The organism is Flavobacterium sp. SP2 (genome assembly GCF_057626655.1).
Genome location: NZ_JBVHBT010000008.1, coordinates 36,850 through 54,326, shown reverse-complemented (window position 1 = coordinate 54,326; position 17,477 = coordinate 36,850). Strand labels below are relative to the sequence as shown.

General features: G+C 33.8%; 11 protein-coding genes. 4 read left to right on the top strand and 7 right to left on the bottom strand.

Annotated elements, in window-relative coordinates; translation table 11 throughout:
- Window positions 1–11 precede the first annotated feature (11 nt).
- A complete protein-coding gene (gene ypfJ / locus ACZ098_RS14730) occupies window positions 12–872 on the top strand; it encodes a KPN_02809 family neutral zinc metallopeptidase (protein ID WP_487312529.1) in 861 nt (286 codons plus the stop codon).
- 296 nt (window positions 873–1,168) lie between these two features.
- Window positions 1,169–2,491 (top strand): hydroxymethylglutaryl-CoA synthase family protein, encoded by a 1,323-nt coding sequence (locus tag ACZ098_RS14725; protein WP_487312528.1) that lies wholly within the window; start codon window positions 1,169–1,171, stop codon window positions 2,489–2,491.
- 10 nt (window positions 2,492–2,501) lie between these two features.
- Here the strand turns inward: ACZ098_RS14725 and ACZ098_RS14720 are convergent, their stop codons facing one another.
- Both ACZ098_RS14720 and ACZ098_RS14715 read right to left on the bottom strand, forming a co-directional pair.
- Window positions 2,502–3,425, bottom strand: a complete 924-nt coding sequence (locus ACZ098_RS14720; protein WP_487312527.1) for an alpha/beta hydrolase — start codon at window positions 3,423–3,425, stop codon at window positions 2,502–2,504.
- A 16-nt stretch (window positions 3,426–3,441) separates the two neighbouring features.
- Complete coding sequence (locus ACZ098_RS14715; RefSeq protein WP_487312526.1) at window positions 3,442–4,977, bottom strand: YifB family Mg chelatase-like AAA ATPase; 1,536 nt, start codon at window positions 4,975–4,977, stop codon at window positions 3,442–3,444.
- A gap of 178 nt (window positions 4,978–5,155) precedes the next feature.
- Here ACZ098_RS14715 and ACZ098_RS14710 point away from each other — a divergent pair, with 178 nt between their 5' ends.
- Both ACZ098_RS14710 and ACZ098_RS14705 read left to right on the top strand, forming a co-directional pair.
- Window positions 5,156–8,149: an amidohydrolase family protein gene (locus ACZ098_RS14710; protein WP_487312525.1), complete on the top strand. Its 2,994-nt coding sequence runs from the start codon at window positions 5,156–5,158 to the stop codon at window positions 8,147–8,149.
- Between the two features lies 1 nt (window position 8,150).
- The gene (locus tag ACZ098_RS14705; protein ID WP_487312524.1) at window positions 8,151–9,449 is read left to right on the top strand and encodes an amidohydrolase family protein; all 1,299 of its coding nucleotides are present in this window, start codon (window positions 8,151–8,153) and stop codon (window positions 9,447–9,449) included.
- 73 nt (window positions 9,450–9,522) lie between these two features.
- Here ACZ098_RS14705 and ACZ098_RS14700 read toward each other — a convergent pair whose 3' ends face one another.
- From ACZ098_RS14700 to lpdA, 5 genes are all read right to left on the bottom strand, one after another.
- Window positions 9,523–11,535 carry a protein-disulfide reductase DsbD family protein gene (locus ACZ098_RS14700; protein WP_487312523.1) on the bottom strand — a complete coding sequence of 671 codons (2,013 nt, stop codon included), beginning with the start codon at window positions 11,533–11,535 and terminating at the stop codon, window positions 9,523–9,525.
- Window positions 11,535–12,842, bottom strand: coding sequence for a tRNA lysidine(34) synthetase TilS (gene tilS / locus ACZ098_RS14695; RefSeq protein ID WP_487312522.1), 1,308 nt, complete (start codon window positions 12,840–12,842; stop codon window positions 11,535–11,537). The genes ACZ098_RS14700 and tilS overlap by 1 nt, the downstream gene beginning before the upstream one ends.
- Window positions 12,843–12,861: 19 nt before the next feature.
- Window positions 12,862–14,154 carry an anthranilate synthase component I family protein gene (locus ACZ098_RS14690; protein WP_487312608.1) on the bottom strand — a complete coding sequence of 431 codons (1,293 nt, stop codon included), beginning with the start codon at window positions 14,152–14,154 and terminating at the stop codon, window positions 12,862–12,864.
- Window positions 14,155–14,245: 91 nt separating this feature from the next.
- Window positions 14,246–15,694: a hypothetical protein gene (locus ACZ098_RS14685; RefSeq protein WP_487312521.1), complete on the bottom strand. Its 1,449-nt coding sequence runs from the start codon at window positions 15,692–15,694 to the stop codon at window positions 14,246–14,248.
- A gap of 283 nt (window positions 15,695–15,977) precedes the next feature.
- Window positions 15,978–17,381: a dihydrolipoyl dehydrogenase gene (gene lpdA, locus ACZ098_RS14680; RefSeq protein ID WP_487312520.1), complete on the bottom strand. Its 1,404-nt coding sequence runs from the start codon at window positions 17,379–17,381 to the stop codon at window positions 15,978–15,980.
- Window positions 17,382–17,477 lie beyond the last annotated feature (96 nt).

The window sequence follows — 17,477 nt, the reverse complement described above, 5'->3', positions numbered from 1 at the left end:
AACAACAAATTATGAAATGGATAGGAAACCGACAAAGTGATAACGTAGAAGACAGACGCGGCATGTCTGGCGGAGGAAAAACAGTAGTAGGTGGTGGTCTTATAGCCATTGTTTTTCTACTTGTTAAAGCATTTTTCCCCGAAGCAGCACCATTTGTAGATACACTTCAAAATCAACAAAGCCAACAATCACAGCAATCTGGCGAACCCATAGAACTTACTGCCGAACAAAAAGAAACTGGCGATTTTGCCAAAACCGTTTTCGCTTACACCGAAGATACTTGGAACCAAATTTTTCAAGAAAACAACATGACTTATGAACAACCAAAAATGGTTTTGTTTTCAGACGCTGTAGAAACAGCTTGTGGAAGTGCCACAGCGGCATCAGGACCTTTTTATTGTCCAGGAGATCAAAAAGTATACATGGACTTAGAATTTTTTAAAGAATTAAAAACGCGTTTTGGTGCCAAAGGAGGCGATTTTGCCACGGCATATGTAATAGCACATGAAGTTGGACATCACATACAAACCATATTAGGTACATCTCGTAAGATGCGTCAAGCTCAACAAGGACTGTCCGAAGCCGATGCCAATAAACTATCGGTATGTTTAGAACTACAAGCCGATTTTTATGCAGGAGTTTGGGCAAAATACAATCAAAAATATATTGAAGAAGGCGATATCGATGAAGCACTTTCGGCTGCGCATGCCGTTGGTGACGATGCTATTCAAAGTAAAATGCAAGGACACGTACAACCCGATACTTTTACTCACGGCACATCAGAACAGCGTAAATATTGGTTCAAAAAAGGTTACGCTTCAGGCGATATAAATCAAGGAAATACATTTCAAGAATACGGTTTAGATCTTTAGGAGCAACTTCCAGCTATCCGTTACAGGAAAAGTTCAAGAAAGAATATTTTGCAAAATATAAAAAAAGGAGCTTCCGTTGGTCGCTCTTTTTTTATGCAAAATTATTCTTTCTTGAACTTTTGCTTTTCACTTCTATCTGGGCTAAAAAAAGTGCTAAAAATACAAAATCTGAAATTTCATCGACATTTTTTTATCACATTCGTAAATCGACTGCGGGAAGTCAATATTTATAAATTGTTAAATCATAATTAGAAAACCAATTTATAAATTTGTGTGAACCAATTTGAAAAAAACTAATGAAAGTAGGAATAAGCAGCATAGCATTTGACATACCAAAATTACATCTACCTATAACAACTCTTGCACAAAATAGAAATATTGAACCCGAAAAACTCATTAAAGGTTTAGGACTTCACAAAATGAGTTTCCCTGACGTTCATCAAGATGTAGTAACTTTTGCCGCCAATGCCGTTTACAAACTCATTCAACAAGAAAATTTACAACCAAAAGATATTTCAAGAATATATGTGGGTTCAGAAAGTGGTTTAGACGCTTCCAAACCAATTGCCTCTTACATCGTTCAACTTTTAGAACAGCAATTTGGTGAAGCAGCATTTCGCAATTGCGATGTGGTTGATATGACATTTGCGTGCATTGGCGCTGTAGATGCACTTCAGGTTAATCTAGATTTCATCCGATTAAATCCAACAAAAAAAGCCATAGTAGTTGCTACAGACAATGCTAAATATGATCTAAATTCAACTGGTGAATATACCCAAGGCGCTGGAGCAATTGCCATGTTACTAACTTCTAATCCAAAAATTTTAGCATTTTCACAAGAAGTTGGCGTTGCAACACAAGGTGTTTTCGACTTTTTTAAACCACGCAGATATGTTGCTAAAAACGACATATTAAATACCTCAGAAAATCCAGAATGGTTCGGAATTTTAGAAAACGAAATTGCATTTTACAAAGAACAACCTGTTTTTGACGGTCAATATTCCAACCAATGCTACATCAACAGAATAACAGAAGCCTACAATCATTACAAAGAAATAACCAATACTACCGATAAGCTATACCAATCTTGGGAAAACATTTTGATGCATCTACCCTATTGTTTTCAGGCAAGACGCACATTTGTAGAGATATTTGCAAAAGAAAATCAACTTACCGACGATGTAAAAGTAATTTCAAAATCGACAGAATATCTAGATTTTGTAAACAAAACTATTTTTCCATCAGAGATAGCTTCGGGACAAATTGGAAATATGTATACGGGCTCTATCTTCTTAGGAATGTTGTCTACGCTTTGCTATCATTATCAAAACGAAACCAATATTAATAACAAAATGTTTGGTTTTATTGCATACGGTAGCGGATCAAAAGCCAAAGTATTTGAAGCTAAAATTCAAGAAAATTGGCAAGAAGCCATTGCCAAAGTTCCATTATTTGAAACATTAAATAACAGTCACGAAATTGATTTTGGAACCTACATTTCATTGCACAAAAAAGAACGAAAAGAATCGGTACTTCAACCTAAAAATGAATTTTATTTAGATTTTATTGAAAATGAAAATCCAGTATTAGTCGGTGCACGATATTATAAATTTTCTTAAAAGTAGGTCACTATTTTTTCAACAAAAACTCAATTGGAACGTGTAGACGTTTACGCCAAGCTTTTTCACTGTGTTCTTCACCTTCAAATTTTTTAGTAATCCAATTAGTGTCATCAAAACCTTTAGACTTCATGATTTCATCAATTTTTAATTGCAATGGTTCGTACATTGCATCTAAAGTTGCTGTGCCATAATCAAAATAAATACGGTGATTTTTAGGATTAGGAAGATTTGATGTAAGGTAAGCATAGAAAGCATTAGGAATTGGATTGTTTTTTAAAGAAAAAATTCCAGGCCAATGCGTAGAAATGCAAGCTGCACCACCAAAAATTGTAGGATATTCACAAATAGCGTAGAGTGATATCAATCCGCCCATACTACTTCCGGCAATATAGGTGTGTTTTCTATCTTTATAAACTGAAAAGTTCTTGTCTATATATGGTTTTAATTCTTTAACAATAAATTGCAAATAATCATCCGACTTTACTTTACCATTAAAAACGCTAGAGCCATTACTTCTATTAGCATTGTACAAAGAATCTTGCTCACTTTTAGGTAGACTTTCAAAAGGCTTCTGCGGAAAATAATCAATATGTCTTGTTTTATCTCCGTTCCATATACCAACTACAATAAGCTCTTCAATTGCATTTTCTGATATAAGTTTTGAAACAACCGCATCAACTTCCCATGCTTGCTTATTCCAAGTTGTTGCCGCATCAAAGAGCATTTGTCCGTCGTGCATGTACAAAACAGAATATTTTTTATTTTCAGAATAACCTTCAGGTAACCAAATATCGATATTTCTATTGGAAACAAATTTCGAATTAAAATTCTCGATACGTTCAATTTTCCCCGAACTTACCGCTGGTATATTTTGTGCAAAAACACAAATTGAAGTCAATACAAAAAATAAATTAAAAATAACATATCTCATAAAACAGATTTAATAATTATCCCATCCAACCATCTCTATCCAAGCTTCGGTACTGAATGGCTTCAGCGATATGATGAGCAACTACAACATCTGCAACTTCTAAATCGGCAATCGTTCTAGCTACCTTTAAAATTCTATCAAAAGCCCTTGCTGACAAATTCAATTTTTCCATTGCAGTTTTTAATAGTTGCAAAGAAGCTTCGTCTAAGGCACAAAACTCTCTAATTTGTTTCGAACTCATTTGAGCATTATAATGAATGTTTTCAAACTCTTCAAATCTTTTGGATTGAATTTCTCTTGCTGCTGTTACACGTTTTCTAATATCTACACTACTTTCGGCTTTTCTGGTCTCGGTGAGTTTATCAAATGGAACTGGAGTAACTTCAATATGAATATCAATTCGATCTAAAAGTGGTCCAGAAATTTTGCTCAAATAACGTTGCATTTCGGCTGGAGAGGAACTTACAGGCGCATCTGGATCATTAAAATAACCACCGGGACTCGGATTCATACTTGCAACCAACATGAAAGATGATGGATACGTAATAGTAAATTTGGCTCGAGAAATAGTAACCTCTCTATCTTCCAAAGGTTGTCGCATTACTTCAAGTACTTCTCGTTTAAACTCTGGTAACTCATCTAAAAATAAAACTCCGTTGTGCGATAACGAAATTTCTCCGGGCTGCGGATAACTTCCACCACCAACGAGCGCCACACTGGAAGCGGTATGATGCGGACTTCGGAAAGGTCGTTGACTCATCAATCCGGCGTCTTTAATTTTTCCAGCAACACTGTGAATTTTAGTTGTTTCTAATGCTTCTTTCAATGTCATTGGCGGTAAAATACTTGGCAATCGTTTGGCTAACATAGTTTTGCCAGAACCTGGCGGACCAATTAAAATAATATTATGTCCTCCAGCAGCCGCAATTTCCATACATCGCTTAATAGATTCTTGACCTTTTACATCTGAAAAATCAAATTCTGGAAAATCCAATTCCTTATAAAATTCTTCTCGAGTATCAATTACCGTTGGTTCTAATGTTCCTTTTCCTTCAAAAAAATCAATGACCTCGGTTACATTTTCAATTCCGTAAACATCCAATCCCGATACGATTGCGGCTTCTTTCACATTTTGCTTCGGAAGAAAAAAACCTTTAAATCCTTCTTCTTTAGCTTTTATTGCAATAGATAAAGCACCTTTTATCGGTTGCAATCCACCGTCGAGCGAGAGCTCACCCATAATCATGTATTGGTCTAAATCATCGCCCTTTATTTGTCCAGAAGCAATCAAAATTCCTACTGCAAGAGTTAAATCGTAGGCAGAACCTTCTTTTCGTAAATCGGCTGGCGCCATGTTTATAGTTATTTTTTTAACTGGTAAACTATAACCATTATTTTTTAAAGCAGCCGCAATACGATAACTACTTTCTTTTATGGCGTTGTCTGGCAATCCTACAAGATGATAACCAACACCTTTATCAATATTCACTTCTACGGTTATGGTTGTGGCTTCTACACCGAAAACGGCACTTCCAAATACTTTTACTAACATGGCTTATATTTTATTTTACAAATATCTAAAAAAAAATAAATTATCAAATAAATAAGCTTAATTTAATTCATTTTCAATTCATTGCAGTAAAAATTAAAATTGAAATAGCAAAAACAACTCATAAAAATTTTTTATTCTTAAAACCTTTTTTACTTTTATCAATTATACCAACCAATTTATGAAAAAATTTCTATTTCTAATTTTTCTGAGCCTTTTTATTCCTAAAATTGCAGCTCAAGAATACTTTCCAAATAATGAAAGTATCAAAAACAAAAGCAAAAATTTTACCGCTTTTACGAACGCTAAAATTTTTGTAACTCCAACACAAGTGCTAGAAAAAGCTACTTTACTCGTTCAAGACGGAAAAGTAATTGCAGTTGGAACTTCGGTCACAATTCCTAAAAATTGTATTACAGTAAATCTTGATGGAAAATCAATTTATCCATCGTTTATTGATATTTACACCAATTTTGGAGTGGACAAACCTAAGTCAGCCAATAGCTCCGATTCAAGTCCGCTATACGATTCCAAACGGAAAGGATTTTACTGGAATGAGCACATTAGAACAGAAGTGAATGCATTCGAATCATTTAAATATGACTCTAAAAAAGCCGAGGAGTTTTTAAAACTTGGTTTTGGAGTGGTTGGAACACATGTTCAAGACGGTGTGGCTAGAGGAACAGGTTCGCTTATTGCGTTAAATAATTCATCTGAAAATAGTAAAATTATAACCAACTCGGTTTCTAATCATTTTGGATTTACCCGAAGTGTAGCTTCAGATCAATCCTATCCTAGTTCGTTAATGGGAATGATGGCATTGTTACGCCAAATGTATTACGATTTGGATTGGTATAAAAAAGGAAATTCTGAAACTACCGATTTATCATTGGAAGCCTTAACAAAGAACGAAAAACTAATTCAGATTTTTGCAACCGAAGACAAATTAAACAGTTTACGTGCAGCAAAAATTGGAAAAGAATTCGGGATTAATTACATTTTAAAAGGTTCAGGAGATGAATTTGAACGCATTGACGAAATCAAAAAAACCAATGCAAAATTCATAATTCCGATTAACTTTCCAGAAGCCTACGATGTTTCCAACAGTTATCAGGCCAGTCAAATGGAATTGAGCGATTTACGTTTTTGGAATCAAGCACCAACAAATCCAAAAATTCTATCTGAAAACGGAATCGTATTTGCTTTGACTACTGATAAATTGAAAAAAATTGAAGATTTTAGAACCAATTTGCTAAAAGCAATAAAACTAGGATTCGATAAAACCAAAGCATTAGAATCGTTAACCACAATTCCGGCTTCAATTCTAGGAAAAAGTAATGAAATTGGAAGTCTGAAAGTAGGTAGTTATGCTAATTTTGTAATTACTTCTGGTGAACTATTTGACGAAGAAACTACCTTATTTGAAAATTGGGTACAAGGAACAAAGTACGTTGTAAATGACCTTAATGTTAAAGATATTAGAGGAAGTTATGATTTGACAATCGATAACGATGTCTATAAAATGAAAATTGATGGCAAAATTGCCTCGCCTAAAGTTGAAATAAAATCGGCAAACGAAAAGAAAGTAAATTCCAAATTAACGATTTCGAACAATTGGCTTACTTTAATGATTCGATCGAAAGATACAGTAAATCCTTCTATAAGTAGGTTATCAGGTTATATTGAAAACGTTGACAATTTATATGGTAAAGCCATTCAAAATAATGGTGATGAAGTACGATGGACTGCAAAAAAAACTACTCCATTTGAAATAAAAAAGGATACTGTTGAAGTAGAAAAACCACTTAAAATTTTTCCAGTAACTTATCCAAATTTACCTTTTGGAAACAATCAAAAATTAGTTCAGCAAACGTTGTTATTTAAAAATGCAACGGTTTGGACCAATGAAAAAGAAGGAATTCTAGAAGAAACAGATGTATTAGTTAAGAATGGAAAAATTGTTGCTATTGCTAAAAATCTTTCTGATGCCAATGCTACAATAATTGACGCGAAAGGAAAACATTTAACTTCGGGTATTATTGACGAGCATTCGCATATTGCAATTTCACGCGGTGTGAATGAATCTGGACATAACTCAACAGCAGAAGTTACGATTGAAGATGTAGTAAATTCGGATGATATAAACATTTACAGAGATTTAGCTGGTGGAGTTACAACCTCACAATTGCTTCACGGATCGGCAAATCCAATTGGAGGAAGATCGGCCATTGTGAAATGGAAATGGGGATTATCTCCAGACGAAATGTTATACAAAGACCAACCAAAATTTATCAAATTTGCTTTGGGTGAAAATGTAAAACAAGCCAATTGGGGAATTGATAATCCGACGCGTTTTCCGCAAACAAGAATGGGTGTTGAACAGGTTTTTACCGATTACTTTCAACGTGCTAAAGAATATGATTTGGCATGGAAAAATTATAAATCAAATACTAAAAAATCGAAAGCGCCACGAATTGATTTAGAGTTACAAACCTTAGCCGAAATACTCAATAAAGAGCGATTTATCACCTGTCATTCCTACGTTCAATCCGAGATTTTAATGATGATGAATGTAGCTGAAAAATTCAATTTCAAAATGAATACGTTTACTCATATTTTGGAAGGTTATAAAGTTGCCGATAAAATGAAGGAACATGGTGTTGGTGCATCTACTTTTTCAGATTGGTGGGCGTACAAATTTGAAGTCAACGATGCCATTCCTTACAACGGACCAATTATGCACAATGCTGGAGTATTAGTTGCTTACAATTCTGACGACGCCGAAATGTCTAGACGATTGAATCAAGAAGCTGCAAAAGCTGTAAAATATGGTAACATTTCTGAAGAAGAAGCTTGGAAATTTGTAACCTTAAATCCGGCGAAATTACTTCATATTGATGATAAAGTTGGAAGTGTAAAAGTGGGTAAAGATGCCGATTTAGTGCTTTGGAACAACAATCCATTATCGGTTTATGCCAAAGCAGAAAAAACACTTATCGAAGGAGTTGTATATTTTGATAGCGTAAAAGACGCACAACAACGCTTGGCAATTAACAATGAAAAAAACGAATTAATAGGTCAACTGTTACAAGAAAAAAACAAAGGAATTGTTACACAAGAGCCTAAAAAGAAAGAGAAAAAAGAATACCACTGTGATACTTTAGAAGAAAATTAATATGAAAAATTTATTTATAATTACCGTATTTTTAAGTTTTTCGATAAGCTTAAATGCCCAACATAAACCAGCTGCAAAGCAAACTAAATCGGTTATCATAATGAATGCAACTGCGCATTTAGGAAATGGTAAAGTTATTGAAAATAGCGTTGTTAGCTTTAAAGATGGAAAAATTGTTTTAGTTGCAGATGCCACTTTAGTACGAATCGATATGACAGCCTATGACATCAAAATTGATGCAACAGGAAAGCACGTTTATCCTGGATTTATTGCTCCTAATTCTACTTTAGGTTTAGTAGAAATTGATGCCGTAAAATCGTCTGATGATGAAGATGAAATTGGAAGTTTTAATCCAAATATTCACAGTTTAATTGCTTATAATTCGGAATCGGCGGTTACACAAACTGTACTTTCTAACGGAATATTAACAGCGCAAATTACGCCTCGTGGCGGTCGAATTTCTGGAACATCATCGGTCGTACAATTGGATGCTTGGACGTGGAAAGATGCGGTGATAAAAGAAAATGACGGAATACATCTTAACTTTCCTAACAGTTTTAGAACAGGTCGTGGTGCAGAAAATGGAATCATCGAAGCCAACAAAGACTACATCAAACAGATTGAAGAAATAAGTGTATTCATAGCAAATGCTAAGGCTTATAACAGCGAAATTTCTAAGGAACGAAATTTAGTTTTAGAAAGTATGAAAGGCTTATTTGATGGTTCGCAAACACTTTTTGTTCATGCCGATGAAGAAAAACAAATTATCGACGCAGTACAATTATTTGTAGAAAAAGGAATCAAAAAAATTGTACTAGTTGGTGGTTACGAAGCTTTTAAAACTTCCGATTTATTGGCGAAAAACAATATTTCTGTTTTATTAAAACGTGTGCACAGCATGCCTGTAAATGATGATCAAGATTATGATTTACCTTTTAAATTAGCCAAATTATTAACTGACAAAGGTATTCTGGTAGGTTTAGAAAATAGTGGTGATATGGAACGTATGAACACTAGAAATCTTCCCTTTCTTGCAGGAACTTGTGTTGCTTTTGGAATGGAAAAAGAACAAGCGCTTCAGTTAATCACATCGAACACCGCTAAAATTTTAGGCATAGATTCGTTGTGCGGCACATTAGAAACTGGAAAAGACGCCACGTTATTTATTTCTGATGGCGATGCTTTGGATATGAGAACAAACAAATTAAATGAAACTTTCATTCAAGGTAGAAAAATTGATTTTGAAAACCATCAAAGCCAATTGAATACTATTTATAAGGAAAAACACAATCAGAAGTAATTACTAATAAATTAAAAATCCCATCAGAAAAATATTTTTTTGATGGGATTTTTTTTACCTACAAATTACAAATTTACTTTTTAAAATTTGAAATTCCTTCTTTTAGCCAAGCCAAATAATCTTCTACATTTGGTGTGTAACTAACCGCTTTATTCAAATTTTGTTCGTTCAAATCAGTAAGAACATAATAAGGTTGTGTATTGGTTTTGTATCGTGTAATTACAAAATCAGTCCATTTATCGCCAACTGTTTCTATTTCTGAACCAGTAGATTTTGAAACAAATTGCTCACTTTTCGGTAATTCACGTTTGTCATCAACATATAGAGAAATTAATACAACGTCATTTTTTAATAGCTTTAAAACTCGTTCATCCGACCAAACATTGTTTTCCATTTTACGACAATTTACACAAGCATAACCCGTGAAATCAAGCATAACAGGTTTATTTACTTTTTTAGCGTAAGCAAAACCTTTATCATAATCTGTAAAAACAGTAATTCCGTGTGGTCCAGATTCAGCACCTTCAGGTAAATTTTCTTTTACAGATGTTCCACTATTTCCAAAAAAACCGTTTGGACTTTCGCTATACGTTTGTGGCGGAGGAAAAGCACTAATCAATTTTAAAGGCGCACCAAATAATCCTGGAATCATATAGAATGTAAAGGCTAAAACAACTAAAGCAAGAGACAATCTTCCCACTGAAATATGGGTTAATGGACTATCGTGTGGTAAAGTTATTTTACCTAACAGATAAATTCCCCAAGTGCCAAAAACGGCAATCCAAATTGCTAAAAATGTTTCGCGTTCCAACCAATGCAATTGCAAAACCAAATCGGCATTGGATAAAAATTTGAATGCTAAAGCCAATTCCAAAAATCCAAGAGAAACTTTAACTGTATTCAACCATCCACCCGATTTAGGCAACGAATTCAACCAACCCGGAAACATTGCGAATAACATAAATGGTAACGCTAATGCAGATGAAAATCCTAACATTCCCACAACTGGAGCAATTCCACCACTAGATGCAGCCTGAACTAAAAGCGTTCCCACAATTGGTCCAGTACATGAAAAAGATACAATTGCTAAAGCTAAAGCCATGAATAATATACCGATGATTCCACCTCTATCGGCTTGTCTGTCGACTTTATTTGCCCAAGAATTAGGCAACATGATTTCGAAAGCTCCCAAAAATGAAGCAGCAAAAACTACTAGTAATCCGAAGAAAATTATATTAAACCAAACGTTCGTCGAGAGTGCATTCAAGGCATCAGCACCAAAAATTCCAGTCACTGCTAATCCTAAAACCACATATATTGCAATAATTGAAAATCCATAAATAATAGCATTCTTCTGCCCTTGTGCTTTAGTTTTACTTTGTTTTGTAAAAAAACTAACCGTCATAGGAATCATTGGAAACACGCAAGGCGTTAATAATGCTGCAAAACCACCAAGAAAAGCAAGAAAAAATATAGTCAATAAGCCCTTTTTTTCAGAGGTATCTTCCAAAACTTTAACTGGAGCATTATCTACTTTAACTTGAGCTTTTTCTTCTACCTTACTTGTATCCATTGGTGTTGTAGCAGTAACAACTGCTGCGGTATCCTTTTCAACAGTAGCGCTTGCTGTAACTGGAATTGCAGGAATTGGAAATGTAAAATTTTCAAAATCATTAATACAAGCATCTTTACAAACCTGATATTCAAATCGTAGTTTTATCGAAGTAGTTTTCGGATTTATGACCTTAACTTTTTGCTTTATGGTTACTGATTTTTCAAAGAAATACTCGTCAACCTCAAACACTTCACTAAACTCTTTCTTGTACTTGCTTTCGGTTGCTTTACCTAGTAATTGATAATTATCTTTACTGTCCTTAAAAGTCAAAACCATAGGAAGCGAACCGCCTTCGGGAGTATATTGACTGTATACATGCCAACCGTCTTCAATAGTTCCTGTGATTATTAAATTGAATTCGGTGTCCGATAATTTTTCAACTTTGGTTTTCCATTTTGCAGGTTTTAATATCTGAGCTGATGCACTTGCAATTGAAATAAATACTAAAAATAGGGTTATGATTTTTTTCATTATGGTACTGAAATTTTTAAAATATTAGTTGTTTCGGTGGTTACTTTAAATCGATCATCCAATCGTTTATTAATAACCCACACTATTTCATTATTAGAACACAAAAGCCAAGTTGAAGATTTATCGATTATACTAAACTTTTCATCTTTAAAAAATTTACTCAACTTCTTTTTTCCTTGCATTCCGAATGGATAAAAATAATCTCCTTCCTTCCACTTTCTAAGTGTCAACGGAAATTGTAATTTATTTTCATCAACAAAGATACAATTAGAAGTCATTTGAGAAATGTCGGCAACCTTGCAAATCGAAAGATTTAAGGGAATTTTAACTTCTAACTGATTCTTCTCAAGTAGAAACTCCTTCTCATCATTTACGTTTTCATTGTGGTAAAGGATTAAAAAATCTCTATCTTTAAGTAAAATATAGTTTTCAGAAAATATTTGTTTCCCAGATTGAGCATGCACCAAATCATAAATATCGTTCCAAGCAGAAAAATTATAAGGCTTTAACCATTGGTACAAATAGGCTTGGTAATTGGGTAATTGCAATAATTTTTTACTATTAATTTTAATCTGATTATCAACTTCTGCTACAACATCTTTATATATAATTCGCGATGCATCGTAAATCAAAGACTGTGCTTTCTTTAAATTTTCTAACGTATTTTCAAACGATGAAAGTAAATTGGGTTGTACTTCTTTTAAAATAGGAATTACATCATGGCGTAATTTATTTCGGAGGTATTTGTTAGAAGAGTTACTTGAATCTTCGCGCCAAAGGATATCATTTTCTTTTGCGAAGACTTCAATTTGCTCTCTTGAAAAAGACAATAACGGACGAACTATTTTATCATTCTGATTTGGAATTCCTGTTAATCCGTCGATTCCGGTGCCACGAGTTAGGTTTATAAGAAACGTTTCCAAGCTATCATCAAGATGATGTGCGGTAATTATATAATCGAAATTTTGCTCACGCAGTTGCTCGTAAAACCAATCGTAACGTAACTTTCTTGCAGCCAATTGAATCGACAATTTATAATCGGAAGCAAATTGCTTCGTATCAAATTTTTGAACAACTATTGGAATATTTTTACTTTTACAAGATGCAATTACAAAATTTTCATCGCCATCACTTTCGGAATCACGCAATGAAAAATTACAATGAAGAACTGCAATCTCATATTTTAATTGATAAAACAGTTCAAGCAAAACTAGGCTATCAATTCCGCCGCTTACGGCAAGAAAAATCTTCTTATCGCGAAGAAAAGAAAAATTTTGGTTAAGATGATTTTCGAATTTTGTAAGCATTTTCAAAAGTAAGAAATATTTAACTCAAAACTTCAAACATCGCTTTAGCTTTCAATAAACACTCTTCGTATTCATTTTCAGGAGTCGATAATGACGTTATAGCACTACCAACTGAAAAAGAAAGATACTTATTTTTAGAATTATACAAAATACTTCGGATGACAACATTAAAATCGAAATCACCATTTGGCGTAAAATAGCCTACTGCGCCACTGTATAATCCACGTTTGGTTTCTTCCATTGTTTCCATAATTTGCATAGCTGCAATTTTGGGTGCGCCAGTCATGCTTCCCATAGGAAAGGTAGTTTGTAAAATTGCCACTGCAGCTGTAGTATTTTCGACTTCAGATACTATTGTTGAGATCATTTGATGCACTTGCTTGAACGAATAAATAGCGCATAACTCTTCGACCTGTACCGAATTTTTGGTTGCAGTACGAGATAAATCATTTCGAACCAAATCAACAATCATGATGTTTTCTGAACGTTCTTTAGGATCATTTTCTAAATTGGATTTAGATAAATTATCTTCAATTTCGTTGGTAAATCGTTTTGAAGTTCCTTTTATAGGTTGCGAAATTATTTTTAAATTTTCTTTTTTTAAATAGCGTTCGGGTGAAGCACACATTAAAAAATGGAAATCGTTCTTGAAATATACTGCAAATGGAGGTTCTGAGATTTTATTAAGTTTTTTATAAACTTCTAATGGATTTATTTTGGCGTTTTCGGTATAAAATTCCATACAAAAGTTGGCTTCATAAATATCGCCTTGATGAATGTGTTGTAGAATTTTTGATACTTTATAAATATAATCTTGTTTTGAAATTCGCTGTTCAATTGTAGCACCAGAATGTTCAATATCGGTAATCGAACCTTGTGTAATTTCTTCATAATCAAAATCAATCTCGTCATCGCACATTTTCAAATAACAAATTTCTACTTGATTATCTTTCAGTAAAAAAAGTTTTTTCGGTTGAAAGAAAAACAAATCAGGAAACTGTAATCCATCAAAATTATTGGACTTTAAATCTTCGACATTATTCTTTAAATCGTAGGATAAATAGCCAAACAACCAATCTTTTGTTTGACTTTGATATTGATGCAAATCTTGAAAAGCATTGCTGTAATCGGTTTTTATAGATGTAAAAGCGTCGACCGCTACTATACAATCGTAACTGGCGTATTTCTGGTTTCCATTCTGATTGGAATTACTATCTAAAAAAACAACTTCCCTAAATTGATTGGACCAATTTAACAGTTGATTTTTAAATTCAGAAACGTTAAGAATTGATTTGGTACTAGAAGTTCTCAATTGTATGTAATAAGAATCCAAAAATACGATAAATTTATAAAACGAAAAACCCATTACTAAGAATGGGTTGTGAATCTAAATTATTAAATTATTAATCGATAAGTTCTAAAGATAAAGAACAACCGTTTGGCAACAAAATTATATTATCACTGTTTTCATTATCTGTACTTTGACATCTAACTGATATAACATCATTGGCGTTTAGTACTACTATTGAACTATTAGAGATAGACAATGCTCTATCGGCTGCATTATTATTATTAAGTCTACCAGTACTTGTTAAGGTTCCAGGTATTACTGTAGTACCTCTAAATAAATTAAATCTAAAAGCATTGTCTTCGTTACCTTCATAAAAAGTAATTTTATACGAAATTCTATATCTTCCGGCTGTAAGAACTTGAATAGTTGTATTTGTCACTGTATTATTTACGGCAACTCCAGTAGTACCAAAGATTACTGTTCCATTATGTGCTAATGTTTGCGCATTATTTCCTGAAAAATAAATATCTGCATACGACTTTACGATTGATGGTGTTTGCCATGTAGCGCGACCATTTGCATCTGATGTCAGCACTTTACCAGTACCTTGTGTACCATCTACAATTTTAACAGAACCTGCAACATGCAAACGTTCGTCTGGTGTATTTGTACCAATTCCAATTTTGTTATTATTGTTAGCAGAATTTCCAAGTATGATAGAGTTGACTTGACTTGCAGATGCCTGATATCCAACTGCAGTTGCATTTGCAGCAGAAGCATTCGATTCCACTCCCAAAGCTGTTGCATTTTGTCCTGAAGCTTGTGCATTAAAACCTAACGCCGTAGCTTGTTGTCCTGATGCTCTCGTATTATTTCCTAAAGCTAGCGAATTATTTGTATTAGAAGTAGCGTTTACACCAATTCCGATTGATTGAAAACCAGAAACATTAGATGATATTCCCATAGCTATAGTACTGTTATTGCTAGCTGTCGCTAAATATCCTAAAGCCGTTGATTGAAATCCCGATGCCGTTGTATTTGGACCAATTGCAGTTGCTTGATTACTGGCAGAAGCATTTGCAGAAGTTCCAATTGCAACTGAATTATTATCATTTCCACTAGCTGAATTTCCAATTGAAATCCCACCGTTTGGATGATATTTTGAGAATTGATTATTATTTACTTTAAAAACTAGTGAATTGTAATTGTTAGTTCCTAAATAATCGGTTGCAGTTGTTGTATTACCTGTCAAATTCCAGCCACCTGAATTATTCGTAGCAGTACCTTTTAAGGTTTTCCAACTACCTTCCCAATAATAAAAACCTGGCGTAACATCATTAGTTGCATTGGTATTGTAAACTAACAAACTCGTAGCCGGATTTACAATTGTAGTAATGTCTGTAGTCGAATTTAATGCAACTCTTGGAATTAATAATCCCGAATTGGCGCTTTTAATTTCTAATGCTGATGAAGCACTTGGAGTTGTTGTACCAATTCCCACTTGAGCAAATGAAAATTGGAATAATAATAAAAATAAGGCTAGTAATTTTTTAGTCATCATAATAAAATAAGTTTGGGACAAAATTAATATTGTTAACAAGTAACAATACGAACTAGATCCTAGACTGGTTTTATTTAGACTTTAAAAACACCCGAAAACAACTAAAAATCACCAAAATATTTGCATAAATTAAACAATAAAAAATAGATACTTTTATTTTTTAATATAAAAAAAAATAGAATCATTACTATATATACTAAATAATAACGAAATCAACAAAACCGACAAAAAACAAAAAAACTCGTTGAGTAACGAGTTTTTTTGTTAAATATTTTAACATATTTTATACGTGTAACGCTCTATTATCTGTAGCCGCCAAAGCTGCTTCTTTTATAGCTTCTGCAAATGTTGGATGTGCATGTGACATTCTAGAAATATCTTCAGCAGATGCTCTAAATTCCATTGCTGTAACGGCTTCTGCAATTAAATCGGCACATCTTGCACCAATCATGTGCACACCAAGAACTTCATCTGTTTTTGCATCAGCTAAGATTTTTACGAATCCATCAGTATCTCCACCAGCTCTTGCTCTTCCTAACGCTTTAAATGGAAAACTTCCTGCTTTGTACGCTACTCCATCTGCTTTTAATTGTTCTTCCGTTTTACCAACAGCAGCAACTTCTGGCCATGTGTACACAACTCCAGGAATCAAATTATAATCGATATGTGGTTTTTGACCTGCTAAAATTTCGGCAACTAGTACACCTTCTTCTTCGGCTTTGTGTGCTAACATTGCTCCACGAACTACATCGCCAATTGCATAAATATTAGAAACAGTAGTTTGCAAGTGGTCGTTTACTTCTACCATTCCTCTATCGGTGATTTTTACACCAGCTTTATCAGCCGAAAGTCCGTCAGTATAAGGACGACGACCCACAGAAACCAACGAATAATCTCCTTCTAATGTAATAGTTTCACCTTTTGCATTTTCTGCTTGAACGGTTACTACATCACCTTTTCGCTCAACCGATTGAACTTTGTGAGATGTGTAGAATTTCATTCCTTGTTTTTTCAATACTTTGGTCAATTCTTTCGACAAAGCAGCATCCATTCCAGGAATAATTCGGTCCATAAATTCTACTACCGAAACTTGAGCACCCAATCTTAAATACACTTGTCCTAATTCAATTCCGATAACGCCACCACCAATAATTACTAAATGTTTAGGAACTTCTGGCAATTTTAATGCTTCGGTTGATGTTATAATTCGTTCTTTATCGATTTTGATAAAAGGCAGATTTGATGGTTTAGAACCCGTTGCAATAATGATATTTTTAGCTTCGATAACTTCAGCAGTTCCGTCGGCTTTTGTAATTTTAACGTGAGTTGCGTCTTCAAAAGAACCTAATCCTTCAAAAACCGCGATTTTGTTTTTATCCATTAAAAACTTTACTCCACCAGATGTTTGATCAACAACAGCCTGCTTACGAGCAATCATTTTCTCAAGATTTACTTTCACTTCGCCCGAAACTTCTATTCCGTGATCAGCAAAATGTTGTAATTCTTCATAATGATGCGATGATGCTAATAGTGCTTTTGACGGAATACAACCTACATTAAGGCAAGTTCCACCAAGTGTTGAATATTTTTCTATAATTGCGGTTTTAAAACCTAATTGTGCACAACGAATTGCCGAAACATATCCGCCTGGACCTGAACCTATAATGACTACGTCAAATGAACTCATGTTATATCTTTTTGTGTGTGTTTATAAAAGTTGCACAAATTTACGAATTCAATTTCAATTATAATATCAAAAATCAAATTCAATGTCAAAAATCAA

Coding starts and splice junctions, on each gene's coding strand:
- ypfJ (WP_487312529.1), top strand. CDS start 12: ATGAAATGGATAGGAAACCGACAAAGTGATAACGTAGAAGACAGACGC.
- ACZ098_RS14725 (WP_487312528.1), top strand. CDS start 1,169: ATGAAAGTAGGAATAAGCAGCATAGCATTTGACATACCAAAATTACAT.
- ACZ098_RS14720 (WP_487312527.1), bottom strand. CDS start 3,425: ATGAGATATGTTATTTTTAATTTATTTTTTGTATTGACTTCAATTTGT.
- ACZ098_RS14715 (WP_487312526.1), bottom strand. CDS start 4,977: ATGTTAGTAAAAGTATTTGGAAGTGCCGTTTTCGGTGTAGAAGCCACA.
- ACZ098_RS14710 (WP_487312525.1), top strand. CDS start 5,156: ATGAAAAAATTTCTATTTCTAATTTTTCTGAGCCTTTTTATTCCTAAA.
- ACZ098_RS14705 (WP_487312524.1), top strand. CDS start 8,151: ATGAAAAATTTATTTATAATTACCGTATTTTTAAGTTTTTCGATAAGC.
- ACZ098_RS14700 (WP_487312523.1), bottom strand. CDS start 11,535: ATGAAAAAAATCATAACCCTATTTTTAGTATTTATTTCAATTGCAAGT.
- tilS (WP_487312522.1), bottom strand. CDS start 12,842: ATGCTTACAAAATTCGAAAATCATCTTAACCAAAATTTTTCTTTTCTT.
- ACZ098_RS14685 (WP_487312521.1), bottom strand. CDS start 15,694: ATGATGACTAAAAAATTACTAGCCTTATTTTTATTATTATTCCAATTT.
- lpdA (WP_487312520.1), bottom strand. CDS start 17,381: ATGAGTTCATTTGACGTAGTCATTATAGGTTCAGGTCCAGGCGGATAT.